The 12,934-nt window shown below is 62.8% G+C and carries 12 protein-coding genes; all 12 read left to right on the top strand.

The features are described from left to right. Positions 1 to 68 precede the first annotated feature (68 nt). The 12 genes from AAFO92_RS02300 (at position 69) to AAFO92_RS02245 (ending at position 12,767) form a co-directional block, all read left to right on the top strand. Complete coding sequence (locus tag AAFO92_RS02300; protein WP_347532977.1) at positions 69 to 1,292, top strand: MFS transporter; 1,224 nt, start codon at positions 69 to 71, stop codon at positions 1,290 to 1,292. 57 nt (positions 1,293 to 1,349) lie between these two features. After that, positions 1,350 to 3,062 carry a methionine--tRNA ligase gene (metG, locus tag AAFO92_RS02295; RefSeq protein ID WP_347532975.1) on the top strand — a complete coding sequence of 571 codons (1,713 nt, stop codon included), beginning with the start codon at positions 1,350 to 1,352 and terminating at the stop codon, positions 3,060 to 3,062. Positions 3,063 to 3,330: 268 nt separating this feature from the next. Next, positions 3,331 to 4,854, top strand: a complete 1,524-nt coding sequence (gene gpmI, locus AAFO92_RS02290; protein ID WP_347532973.1) for a 2,3-bisphosphoglycerate-independent phosphoglycerate mutase — start codon at positions 3,331 to 3,333, stop codon at positions 4,852 to 4,854. Then, positions 4,845 to 5,975 (top strand): peptidase M23, encoded by a 1,131-nt coding sequence (locus tag AAFO92_RS02285; protein ID WP_347532971.1) that lies wholly within the window; start codon positions 4,845 to 4,847, stop codon positions 5,973 to 5,975. Before gpmI ends, AAFO92_RS02285 begins: the two co-directional genes overlap by 10 nt. 7 nt (positions 5,976 to 5,982) lie before the next feature. Further along, positions 5,983 to 7,323, top strand: coding sequence for a S41 family peptidase (locus tag AAFO92_RS02280; protein ID WP_347532970.1), 1,341 nt, complete (start codon positions 5,983 to 5,985; stop codon positions 7,321 to 7,323). A gap of 158 nt (positions 7,324 to 7,481) precedes the next feature. Continuing rightward, entirely contained in the window at positions 7,482 to 7,964 is a 483-nt protein-coding gene (locus AAFO92_RS02275; RefSeq protein ID WP_347532968.1) for an RNA pyrophosphohydrolase, read from the top strand. Continuing rightward, the gene (locus AAFO92_RS02270) at positions 7,961 to 8,440 is read left to right on the top strand and encodes a hypothetical protein (RefSeq protein WP_347532967.1); all 480 of its coding nucleotides are present in this window, start codon (positions 7,961 to 7,963) and stop codon (positions 8,438 to 8,440) included. The genes AAFO92_RS02275 and AAFO92_RS02270 overlap by 4 nt, the downstream gene beginning before the upstream one ends. Before the next feature lie 303 nt (positions 8,441 to 8,743). Continuing rightward, on the top strand, positions 8,744 to 8,953 hold the full coding sequence (locus AAFO92_RS02265) for a hypothetical protein (protein ID WP_347532965.1): 210 nt from the start codon (positions 8,744 to 8,746) through the stop codon (positions 8,951 to 8,953). Then, complete coding sequence (locus tag AAFO92_RS02260; RefSeq protein WP_347532964.1) at positions 8,892 to 9,617, top strand: LuxR family transcriptional regulator; 726 nt, start codon at positions 8,892 to 8,894, stop codon at positions 9,615 to 9,617. The genes AAFO92_RS02265 and AAFO92_RS02260 overlap by 62 nt, the downstream gene beginning before the upstream one ends. Before the next feature lie 154 nt (positions 9,618 to 9,771). Continuing rightward, a complete protein-coding gene (locus AAFO92_RS02255; RefSeq protein WP_347532962.1) occupies positions 9,772 to 10,458 on the top strand; it encodes an acyl-homoserine-lactone synthase in 687 nt (228 codons plus the stop codon). A gap of 51 nt (positions 10,459 to 10,509) precedes the next feature. Then, positions 10,510 to 12,036 carry an AAA family ATPase gene (locus AAFO92_RS02250; RefSeq protein WP_347532960.1) on the top strand — a complete coding sequence of 509 codons (1,527 nt, stop codon included), beginning with the start codon at positions 10,510 to 10,512 and terminating at the stop codon, positions 12,034 to 12,036. Then, complete coding sequence (locus tag AAFO92_RS02245; RefSeq protein WP_347532958.1) at positions 12,033 to 12,767, top strand: SDR family oxidoreductase; 735 nt, start codon at positions 12,033 to 12,035, stop codon at positions 12,765 to 12,767. Before AAFO92_RS02250 ends, AAFO92_RS02245 begins: the two co-directional genes overlap by 4 nt. The last annotated feature ends 167 nt before the right edge of the window (positions 12,768 to 12,934 follow it).

Raw genomic sequence — 12,934 nt, 5'->3', positions numbered from 1 at the left:
GCAAAACGACACGGATATGTCGATTACGTGTGGGCATTGCCGCGCGGCAATGAGATGTTGGGCCCATTATGCGGATGATGATTTCCTTTGCCGCCCTGTTTCTGTCAGTGGTCTTGTTGCAGCTATCGACCGGCGGCGTCGGCCCGCTGGATGCGATCTCGGGGCTGGCGCTCAACTTCAGCACTGCGGAAATCGGCCTGCTGGGTTCGGCACATTTTTTCGGTTTCTTCATTGGCTGCTGGTGGGCGCCACGGCTGATGGGCAGCGTTGGCCACTCGCGCGCATTCGCTGCCTTCACCTCGGCCGGGGCGATCGGGCTACTGGCGCACATGATGTGGATCGACGCCTATGCCTGGGCGGTGATGCGGGTGGCGTCGGGGATGTGCGTTGCGGGCTGCTACACGGTAATCGAGGCCTGGCTGCATGCCAAGGTCACCAACAAGACACGCGGGCGGGCGATGGGGGCGTACCGGGTGGCGGATATGGGCGCATCGCTGGCGGCGCAGCTGCTGATCTCGGTGCTGGAACCCGCCTCTTACATTTCGTACAACCTGCTGGCCATTGTCTGCTGCGCCTCGCTGCTGCCGCTGACATTGACCACGGCGTCCCAACCCGAGACACCCGACGCCCCCCGGCTGCGTCCCATGCTGCTGATCGAATGCTCGCCGCTTGCCGCGGCCGGTGTCCTGGTGGCGGCGCTTTCCAGCGCGTCCTTCCGCATGATCGGCCCGGTCTATGGCCAGCAGGTGGGGCTCGAAGTCGATCAGATCGCCTGGTTTCTGGCAGTATTCGTGCTGGGAGGCGCCCTGGCGCAATATCCTGTGGGCTGGCTTGCGGACCGGTTCGACCGTCGGCAGGTGCTGATCGGCTTGTCTCTGGCCGCGGTAGTCAGCTGCGCCTTCGGTGCGTCCTCGCATATGTTTGGCGCGGTAGGGATCCTGGCCGCCGCCTTCTTTTTCGGACTGACCAGCTTTCCGATCTTTTCGATCTCGGCCGCTCACGCCAACGATTTCGCCGATAATTCCCAGCGGGTCGAGCTTTCTGCCGCGCTGATGTTCTTCTACGCGCTTGGCGCCATCGCGGCGCCCTTGCTGGCGTCGAAATTGATCGACGGTTTCGGCCCCTCCGCGCTGTTTGTCATGATCGCGGCCGGCCACCTGCTGCTGGTCCTGTTCAGCGTCGTGCGAATGACGGTCCGCAAGACTCGCGACAGGCGCACGCCCTATATCTGGAGCCCGCGCACCAGCTTTACCCTTGGCCGGCTTACCGAGCGGCTCCGAGACAGGCGCTAGCACTACCCGCCAAGCTGCGCTAAACGGTCGCCAACGCGACTTCAAGGCAGGCGATTCATGGCACGGCATCTCATCACTTCCGCCATTCCCTACATCAACGGGATCAAGCATCTGGGCAATCTGGTGGGCTCGCAATTGCCCGCCGATCTCTATGCGCGCTACCTGCGTGGACGCGGCCACGAGGTCTTGTTCCTCTGTGCCACTGACGAGCACGGCACGCCGGCCGAGCTGGCTGCCGCCAAGGCCGGCAAACCCGTCGCGGAATACTGCGCCGAGATGTGGGAAGTACAGGACAAGCTGGGCCGGGGCTTTCGCCTGTCTTTCGATCATTTCGGGCGCTCATCCAGCGCGCAGAACCACACGCTGACCCAGCATTTCGCGGGCCGCCTGCATGATGCGGGCCTCATTCGCGAAGTCAGTGAGAAACAGGTCTATTCCAATGCCGATGGCCGGTTCCTGCCGGATCGCTACATCGAAGGCACCTGCCCGAATTGCGGCTATGAGCGCGCGCGCGGCGATCAGTGCGAGAACTGCACCAAGCAGCTTGATCCGACCGACCTGATCGAGCCGCGCAGCGCCATTTCCGGCTCGACCGATCTGGAAGTGCGCGAGACCAAACACCTCTACCTGCGCCAAAGCGCGATGCGCGACAAGCTCAACCAGTGGATCGACAGCAAGGCCGGTTGGCCGATCCTGACCACCTCCATCGCCAGGAAATGGCTGAATGACGGGGACGGATTGCAGGATCGCGGCATCACCCGCGATCTGGACTGGGGTGTGCCCGTCAAACGCGGTGACGACGACTGGCCGGGTATGGAGGGCAAGGTATTTTACGTCTGGTTCGACGCGCCCATCGAATATATCGCCTGCGCGCAGGAATGGCAGGATGCGGGCAAGGGGTCCGACTGGGAACGCTGGTGGCGCACCGACAAGGGCGCGGATGACGTGACCTACACCCAGTTCATGGGCAAGGATAACGTGCCTTTCCATACGCTCAGCTTCCCGGCCACCATCCTGGGTTCCGGGGAGCCGTGGAAGCTGGTCGATTACATCAAGTCGTTCAACTACCTGAACTATGACGGCGGCCAGTTCAGCACCTCGCAGGGCCGCGGCGTCTTCATGGATCAGGCGCTGGATATCCTGCCCTCGGATTACTGGCGCTGGTGGCTTCTGTCCCACGCCCCCGAAAGCAGCGACAGCGAATTCACCTGGGAGAACTTCCAGGCATCCGTCAACAAGGATCTGGCCGATGTGCTGGGCAATTTCGTCAGCCGCGTCACCAAGTTCTGCCGCTCCAAATTCGGCGAGGAAGTGCCCGCAGGGGGGTCACCAGGCGCGCAGGAAGAGGCGCTGATTGCCGAGTTGACGGCGCGTATCCGCGCCTATGAGGGCCACATGGAAGCGATGGAGGTGCGCAAATCGGCCACCGAACTGCGCGCGATCTGGGTGGCAGGCAACGAATACCTGCAATCCGCCGCCCCCTGGGCCACCTTCAAGGAAGACCCCGGGAAGGCCGCGATGCAGATCCGGCTGGCCCTGAACCTGATCCGCCTCTACGCTTCGCTTTCAGCCCCATTTATCCCCGATGCGGCGGCTGCGATGCTGGCGGCCCTGCAGACCGAGGATTACAGCTGGCCCGATGACGTGCCCGCCGCGCTGGAGATACTCGCGCCGGCTCATGCCTTCACGGTGCCGGATGTGCTTTTTGCCAAGATCAGCGATGACGAACGCGAAGAATGGCAGTCGCGCTTTTCCGGCGTGCGGACATAGCAGGCATTCTGACGTTCGGGTGTTGTCACAGGGCGCCAAGACATTTTCTTCAAAGAAAATGGCTCGGAAAATAGATATTTTCCGGTACGGAATTTTCGAAAATTCCGTATCGCTAGGCGCGACGCATCGCGCCGATAATCTTACCCCAACATGCCCGAAACATCCGCCCTTGGTTGAAATCCGCCTTCAATGAGGGATTTGTTAACGCAAACCCTGTTCACCCTGCCCGCCATTAACGCTAGAAGGCGCACACACGGCAGGAGCAGTCATGACCAAACCCAAACCCGTCGTCCTGTGCATTCTCGATGGCTGGGGCCTCTCGGACACATCCGAGGGCAACGCACCGGTATTGGCGGACACGCCGACCTTTGATCGGCTGATGGCCAGCTGCCCCAACAGCACGCTTGTCACGCACGGGCCGGATGTGGGGTTGCCCGACGGGCAAATGGGTAATTCCGAGGTGGGTCACATGAATATCGGCGCCGGTCGCGTCGTCGAGATGGATTTGCGGCGCATCGACCGGGCGATTCGCACCGGCAGTTTTGCAACCCTGCCCGGCGTTCAGCGGTTCGCGGGCAGGCTCAAGGCCACTGGCGGCACAGCGCATCTTCTGGGGGTGCTGTCGGATGGCGGTGTGCATAGTCATATCGAACACATGATTGCCGCCGCCCGGGCGCTCACCGACCACGGGTTGCGGGTCGCGATCCACGCTTTTACCGACGGGCGCGACGTGGCGCAGGTTTCGGCCAAGAGCTACCTGGAAGAGCTTCGCGAGGCGCTGCCGCAGAACGCCTTTATCGCCACGGTTTCAGGGCGCTACTATGCGATGGACCGCGACAACCGCTGGGACAGGGTGGAACTGGCGTTTCAGGCGCTGGCCAATGCCCGGGGCTACACCGCCGAAACGGCCTCGGATGCGATTGACAACGCCTATGGCAAAGGCCGCACGGATGAGTTCATAAAACCCCGGGTTCTGGGCGACTATGCCGGCATGGCGGACGGTGACGGTATCCTCTGCCTCAATTTCCGGGCCGATCGCGCCCGCGAGATCCTGGCAGCCTTCGCCGACCCCGATTTCAATGCCTTCGATACCGGCCCGCGTCCCGACTTCGCGATTGTCAGCGGCTTTACCGAATACTCCCGCCGCCACGCGCGGTACATGGACTGTATCTTTCCCGACGAACGCCCGGAAAACACGCTGGCCGAATGGGTCGGCAAGCAGGGACTTACGCAATATCACTCGGCCGAGACCGAGAAATACCCGCATGTCACCTTCTTTCTGAATGGCGGCAAGGAATCTCCCGAACCGGGCGAGGATCGTTACCTGGCGAATTCGCCGGACGTGGCCACCTATGATCTGCAACCCGAGATGTCCGCGCCCGAGGTGACCGAACATTTCGTCGGCGCCATCGAAAAGGGCTATGACCTGATCGTGGTCAACTATGCCAACCCCGACATGGTCGGGCATACCGGCGATCTGCGCGCGGCGATGGCCGCCTGTACGGCGGTCGACAAGGGTCTGGCGCAGGTTGTCGCGGCGCTGGAGAAGGCGGGCGGCGCGATGATCGTGACTGCGGATCACGGCAATTGCGAAGTGATGATCGACCCGGAGACCGGCGAGCCCCACACCGCTCATACGCTCAACCCGGTGCCGCTGATCCTGGTCGGTGGTCCGGAGGGCGCCACGCTGTCCTCGGGCCGGCTGGCCGACCTGGCGCCAACGCTGCTGGACCTCATGGGGCTGCCCACCCCGCCCGAGATGACCGGAAAGAGCCTGATCTCATGCGGATGATCGCGGCGTGCCTTGCTCTGGTGCTGGCCGGGCCCGGCATGGCACAGGAAAACCGTGCCGCCGATGCTGCCCGGGCGGCGGCAGACAGGCTTGCCCGGGCCGGAATTCAACTGGACGAAGCCGAAGGCGCACGCGATCGCGTCAAGGCGCTGACCGAGACCGTTCACGCCTTTGAAAGCGGGCTTGAGGCCATGCGAGACGGATTGCGCCGTGCCGCCATCCGCGAACAGGTCCTGAGCCGAGAGTTGCAATCGCGCGAGGACGAGATTTCCAGGTTGCTGGGTGTCCTGCAATCCATGGGCAGCGCCCCCGCGCCCGTGCTGCTGTTGCACCCTTCCGGACCGGTGGGCACTGCCCGGTCGGGGATGATCCTGGCCGAGGTCACGCCCGCGCTGAACCAACGCGTGACCGAGCTGCGCGAAAAGCTGCAGGAGATCAGCGTGCTGCGCGCCCTGCAGCAAAGCGCCGCCGACAGGCTGCAACAGGGGCTCGACGGCGCGCAGAGGGCGCGGACCGAACTGAGCACGGCCATCGCCGATCGAACCGACCTGCCGCAGCGGTTCACCGAGGATCCCGTCAAGACCGCGTTGCTTATCGCATCGAGCGAAACGCTCGAAGGATTTGCCAGCGGGCTGAGCCAGATCGCACCCGAGGACACGACAAGCACCCTGCCTGACCTACTGGACCGCAAGGGCGCGCTGCCGCTGCCCGTCAAGGGGCGCATCCTGCGCCGGGCGGGCGAGGCCGATGCCGCCGGGATCGCGCGGCCCGGGATCGTCATGGTCACCCGTCCGCGGGCATTGGTTTCGACCCCTGCGGCGGCCACCCTGCGCTATGCAGGCCCCCTGCTGGATTACGGAAATGTGATCATTCTGGAGCCACAGGCGGGGATTCTGCTGGTGCTTGCCGGGCTCGACGTGGTCTATGGTCAGGCCGGTCAGGTGCTTCCTGCCGGCAGCCCGGTCGGGCTGATGGGTGGCGATGACCCCGATCCGGGCGCTTTATTGCCGCGCGATGGGCAGGAAACGGCTACCGGTCAGACGGAAACCCTCTATATAGAGGTGAGACAAGACAATAGTACTGTGGACCCTGCCCAGTGGTTCAAGACTGACGAAGGATGACGAAGCGATGAAAAAATTCCTGATGGCCGCTGCTGCCGGCACCCTGACCGGCGTCGTCGTCACGACCCAGGTCGCGGCCCCATTGCTGGCTCAGGAAGCCACTAAGGCGACGAATGTCTATGAGCAGCTTGACCTGTTCGGCGATATTTTCGAACGCATACGCTCGCAATATGTCGAGGAGGTGGACGAGGCGGACCTGATCGAGGCCGCGATCAACGGAATGCTCACCTCGCTTGATCCGCATTCCAGCTATCTTTCGCCGGATGACGCCGATGCCATGCGGGTGCAGACCCGTGGCGAATTTGGCGGGCTGGGGATCGAGGTCACCCAGGAAGACGGATTTGTCAAAGTCGTCTCGCCGATTGACGGCACACCCGCCGACGAGGCCGGGATCGAAGCTGGCGACTTCATCACCCATGTGGATGCCGAAAGCGTCTTGGGCCTGACACTGGACGAGGCGGTCGACCTCATGCGTGGCCCCGTGGGCAGCGAGATCGTGATCACCATCGTACGCGAAGGCGAGGCCGAACCGTTTGACGTCTCGATCATCCGCGACACGATCAAGCTGACCGCCGTGCGCACCAGGACCGAACAGAACACCGTGGTGCTGCGTGTCACCACCTTCAACGATCAGACCTACAAGAATCTCGAAAGCGGGCTCGCCGAACAGGTCGAAGAGGCCGGCGGAATCGAGAATATCCGCGGCATCGTTCTGGACCTTCGCAACAACCCCGGCGGGCTGCTGACGCAGGCCATCCGGGTGTCCGACGCATTCCTTGAAAAAGGTGAGATCGTCAGCACGCGCGGCCGCAACCCTGAAGACGGCGACCGGTTCAACGCCACCCCCGGCGACCTGGCCGAGGGCAAACCGATCGTGGTGCTGATCAACGGCGGTTCGGCCAGCGCGTCCGAGATCGTTGCCGGCGCCCTCAAGGATCATCGCCGCGCCATCGTTGTCGGCACCAAGAGCTTTGGCAAGGGATCGGTCCAGACCGTCATGCCGCTCAGGGGTGACGGGGCGATGCGCCTGACCACCGCGCGCTACTACACGCCGTCGGGCAGGTCGATCCAGGCCCTGGGCGTGTCGCCTGACATCGTGGTCGAACAGCCCCGCCGTGCGCCGGACGCGGAGAACGAGGACGAACAGGCGACAGGCGCCTTCCGTTCCGAGGCTGATCTGCGTGGTCGTTTGAACAATGACAGCCTTTCCGAGGATGAGATTCGCCAGATCGAAGAGGACAACGCCCGCGCCGAAGAGGCGGCAAAGCTGCGCGAGGAAGATTACCAGCTTGCCTATGCGATCGACATCCTCAAAGGCCTGACCGCCCTGAACGACAGCGAAGACTGACGGCGCTGCCGGCTCTTGGTTTACAGCACCGCGGCCCCCAGGTTGCGGTGCTGATTGCATAGGGCCGTTCGGTCAATGCGCGCAATCCCGCCATCGAACTGGAACGGCGGCGTCCAAGCGTCTATCTCTTGCACATGTTGAACGAACCGGACAGCAGAATGACCCCCGAAGAGATCGCCCGACTTCCGTATAGGCCCTGCGTGGGCGTGATGCTTGCCAACCAGGCGGGTCACGTCTTTGTCGGACAACGCATCGACCGGGACGCCGCCGCATGGCAAATGCCGCAGGGCGGTTTGGACCCGGGCGAAACGCCGCAAGAGGCCGCGCTGCGCGAGCTTTGGGAGGAAACCGGTGTTCCGGCAGAGCTGGTCCGCATCGAGGCGGAAACCGGCGATTGGATCACCTATGACCTGCCGCACGACCTGGTGCCCAGAATCTGGAAAGGCCGCTTTCGCGGTCAGCGGCAGAAATGGGTGCTGATGCGTTTTCAGGGGAACGACGATGACGTGAATATCGCCACCGAGCACCCAGAATTTTCCGAGTGGCGCTGGCTGCCGCCGGACAAGCTGGTGGCCAATATCGTACCGTTCAAACGCGCCGTCTACGCCCGTGTCCTGGACCAGTTTGGAGAGCTTCTATGAAACGCATTCTGCTTTCTTTCGCCCTGTCGGTGGCCGCCGGCCCGGCCCTGTCGCTGTCTTGTATGCCGGTGGATGTCGCGTCTTCCTACCAAGAGGCCGATGCGTCCGGGAAAAGCTATGTCATCGTGCACGGCAAGCTGGAATTCGACGAGGGCAAGCTGCCCAAGGTCGATATCGCCCGGCAGGACCAGACACCCCCCGAAACGGACATCCCCGCCCGTCTGAGCGGCAAGTCCCTGACGAAATCCGGGTTCAGCGCCGCGTTTGACCAGCCCATTACCCTGCGCGTGAGCTGTCTGGGCCCGTGGTGCGGCGGCGCGGCCACTGATACCGACTATCTGTCCTTTCTGGAAAGGACCGAGACCGGCTTCGTGCTACAAGTGACGCCCTGCGGCGGGTTTGATTTTTCCGAACCGACCAGGGCTATGGTGGACACGGTCACCCGCTGCCACCAGGGCAAATCCTGCCGAAACTGACAGTGTAGTACTGGGCATTCAAGATACCCGGCGGTCCTGCCGTGTAGGTCTGCACTTGGCTGCGCGCCATATTTCGACCGCGGGGTGATACGCGCTTAGATTGCACAACGCAGCCGAATCGCATCAATAGCCTTGCCGGAATTCACCGGAATCTGACAAAAAACCATTGTTCCGGCGCGTAAAAAGGCCCCCAAATCGCGCCCTCGCTATTTCTGGGGAGTAAAAATCCGCGAATACGAAACAAAATCTTAACATGCTATAGTTGTGTTAACTTTTCATTAACCGCAGTTAACGAGGCTAGTCATGCAAAACGAATGGATACTCGACGTTCTTGCCGATCTTAAGACATTTGCCCAACAAAACGGGTTGGATGTTCTGGCCGAACAGCTGGATGATACACGGCTGGTGGCTGCGAGCGAGCTGGCGTTGACTGGGGAAGGAACAACTGCCGATGAACGCGGCCCCGCCTATGCGGCTGGATATAATATTGGAGGCCTTGGAAGACGCCTCTGAACTAAGCGGTCTGCAAAAGGCCATCGAAGATTTACGCGACCATTTCAAAGTAGACCACATGGTGTACCACTGGGTCAGTGGTGCCGGCGATCAATATGGCTGTGGCACCTATTCGCAGGAATGGGTGCAACGCTATCTTGAAAAGGAATATGTCCGAATCGATCCGGTAATTCAGGGTTGCTACCAAAGATTCCATCCCGTCGACTGGAAAAGACTGGACTGGTCCAGCAAGGCCGCCCGCGCCTTTCAGCAGGAAGCTGTCGATTACGGCGTTGGGAATCAAGGATATTCCGTACCTGTTCGCGGCCCCAACGGGCAGTTCGCCCTCTTTACGGTCAGCCATAGCTGCGATGATGACACCTGGACCGAATTTACCGAGGAACACCGGCGGGATCTGATTTTGATCGCGCATTACTTCAATCAGAAGGCGCTTGATTTCGAACCGGACCGCAAGCCGGAACCGGCCCAACCGCTATCGCCGCGCGAGATCGACGCGATCACCCTGCTGGCAATGGGATACAGCCGCGCGCAGGTGGCCGAGACACTGACAATCTCGGAGCACACGCTCAGGGTCTACATCGAATCGGCGCGGTTCAAGCTGGGTGCGCTGAACACCGTGCACGCGGTCGCCCGCGCCCTGACCCGCGGTCTGATCGTCATCTGATCACCCCATGCGACGCCTCGGCGCCCCGGCTTCTCTGTCGCGGGGGCCGCCGGGGTTAATGCCTGATTCTCTATACGCACCGTACGCTGCCAGTGCAGCCCGTTAACCGAATCTCCCCCAACTTTGGTTTCGAAAACCAGAAAAGGGGACTGACATGCTTCGCTATATCTACGGAAATGACCTGTTCAAGCATCCGGCACTCTCGGCCACGATGTTTCGGGACCGCGCCGACCAGTTCAAGAATCGCCTGGACTGGGAGGTCGATGTCGATCACCAGGGATATGAACGCGACAGCTACGACGACCTGAACCCGCTCTACGTGATCTGGGAAAACGAGGACGGGACACATGGCGGGTCCATGCGCCTGTTGCCGACAACCGGCGCGACCATGGTCAACGACCATTTTCCACATCTCAATAACGGGGTCCACATCACCAGCCCGCTGATCTGGGAATGCACCCGTTTCTGCCTGTCGCCCGAGGCGGGGTCGCGGGTTGCCGCCGCGCTGATGCTGGCGGGGGGCGAGATCATGCGCAACTTTGCCATCAAGCATTATGTCGGCGTCTTCGACGCCCGCATGGTCCGGATCTACCGCGCGATCGGCGCTTCGCCCGACATTCTCGGTTCCGAAGGCGAGGGCCGCGACCGGATCAGCGTCGGGCTTTGGGAATTCACCGATGAAGCCCGCGCCAGGGTGGCAAAACGCGCCGGTATCACTCCGCAACAGTCCGAGCAGTGGTTCAATGCCAGTTTTGGCCCCAACAATCCGGGCCACCCCTACCGCCAGATGGCCCATGCCCCAAGCGGTCCCTCCCTTGGTGAGAGCCGCGTCAGCGCCTGAACGCACGCACAGGTACTGGCCTCCGGGATGGCGCGGCTGTAGGGTCGCGCCATGTCTTTATCCGCTCTTACCTTCTCGCAGGATCAGGCCGAAGCCTATGACCGCATTACCGAAGCGCTGCGCGGCGCCGGGATCGACCTGGATGACAGCCTGCTGACCCCGCCGCGCGACGGCAAAGACAGCGTGATGGCCGTGGTCGGCAAGGCTGGATCGGGCAAGACGCTGCTGCTGGCCGCGCTCTACCGGGCGCTGCAGGATGCCGGGGTGGATGTGGTCTCGGGCGATTACGAGGGACGCCGCCGGCGCGACCGCCGCACGCTGGCCATCCTTGCGCCGACCAACAAGGCAGCATCGGTTCTGCGAATGCGCGGGGTGCCCGCCACCACCATTCACCGCATCCTCTACACGCCCGTCTATGACCCCGAATACGAGAAAATCGCCGAATGGCTCGCCGGGCACGGCGAGCGCCCCGAGATCGAGGGGTTGACCGATCTGGCGCTGGACCGGGCGCACAGCTTCTACCAGTCAAACAAGTCCATCCCCGGGGCGCTGGCCGCTGCGGGTCTGCGCGGTTCGGATTTCATCACCGGCTGGAAACGCCGCGAAGAGCCGCTGGACGTGGGCTTTGTCGACGAGGCGTCGATGCTGGATGACAGGCAATTCGAGGACCTCAGAGAGATTTTTCCCACGCTACTGCTGTTCGGCGACCCTGCGCAGCTGGCCCCGGTAAACCAATCCGGCTCGATGGTGTTCGATGCCTTGCCCGCCCCCGCCAAGCTGGAGCTGCACCGCGTACATCGGCAGGATGCCGACAATCCCATTCTCGATCTGGCCCATGCGCTGGCCGATCCGGCCGTCGATTTCCACGCCTTCGAACGGATGGTCGAACAGGCCGCGCACCGCGACGATCGCGTGGTGATGGCCCAGCGGGTCGAGGTGAACCTGATGGCGCGCAGCCCGGTGCTGGTCTGGCGCAACGCCACCCGCATCCGCCTGATAAATGCCTTCCGCAGTGTCTATGGCGCGCCCGAGACCGAACTGCTCGAGGGGGAGCCACTGATTTGCGATGGCATCGAACTGCCGATGAAACATCGCAAGAAGCGGCTCGACCTCGAGGCGCGCGGCCTCATCAAGGGCGCGCAGGTCATCTATCTTGGCCCCGGCCGCAAACCCGGCTTTTCCCGTCTGCATGTGATCGGTGCCGAAGACCCGCAGGTCAGCGCCGCCAGCATCGTCAAGATCGAGAAACCCGACGAAGAAGAACCGTTCATCCCCTTTGCCGCGCGGATGGGGGCGACCTTTCTGCACGGCGCGGCGGTCACGATCCACAAGGCGCAGGGCAGCCAGTGGAACGATGTTCAGGTCTTTGCCCCCGACCTCTACGCCGCCTCACGCATGGGCCGGACCGAGGCCGGGCAGCCTCTGTGGAAACGCCTGGCCTACGTGGCCATCACCCGCGCCGAGGAACGCCTGCACTGGGTGGTGCGCAACCGATTGTCGAAACCCACGGGGCAGTTGCGTATCGACGATCTGCGCGTGGCACCCGTCCCGCTTGAACTGGAGGTCGAAGAGACATGAGCACAATCCTCATCACCGGTGCCAGCTCGGGCATCGGCGCGGCCACCGCAAAAGTGTTTATCGCGGCGGGCTGGACTGTCGGCCTGCTGGCCCGCCGCGCGGACAAGCTGCGCGCACTGGCCGAGGGGCAGGACAAGGCGATCCCGCTGGTCGCCGATGTCACCGACGCTGCGGCAATGGAAGCCGCCTTTGCGGATTTCGCCGCACAAGCCGGCCGGCTGGACGTGCTGTTCAACAATGCCGGGATGTTCGGCCCCTCGGGCCCGATCGACGAGGTGCCGGTCGACGCGTTCGAAGAGGTCATGAACGTGAACATCCGCGGCATGTTCATCGCCGCGCGGCTGGCCTTTGGACAGATGCGCCGGCAATCGCCCAAGGGCGGCCGGATCATCAATAACGGATCGCTTTCGGCGCATAACCCGCGTCCTGGGTCGGTTTGTTACACGACCTCGAAACACGCGATCACCGGGCTCACGCGCACCCTGTCGCTCGATGGCCGGGCCTTTGACATCGCCTGCGGCCAGATCGACATCGGCAACGCCAAATCCGAACTGGTGGAAGACCTGAACGAACGCGCCCGGGCGGCGAACCCGGATCAGCCGCTGATGCCGATGATGGAGGTCGAAGACGCCGCCCGTTCGGTCCTGCACATGGCACAGATGCCGGCCAGCGCCAACGTCCAGTTCCTGACCGTCATGGCAACCAAGATGCCCTATATCGGCCGCGGGTGATCCGGCGAGAGGTTCCCTGAAGGCGTTCGCTGACGCTCACAAGAGAAACATTTGCGCTCGGGCCGCGCAGGCCTTGGGGCGACGCCCCAAACCCCGCCCGGTTGTCTCATGCCACGCTCAGCACGGGCGGCCCGAGGAAGCAGCGCGAAGCGCGAATGACGAAAGAT

Origin of the sequence: Roseovarius sp. CAU 1744 (assembly GCF_039839345.1) — a bacterium.
Taxonomy (GTDB): domain Bacteria; phylum Pseudomonadota; class Alphaproteobacteria; order Rhodobacterales; family Rhodobacteraceae; genus Roseovarius.
This window is presented reverse-complemented; position numbering and strand designations above follow the sequence as displayed.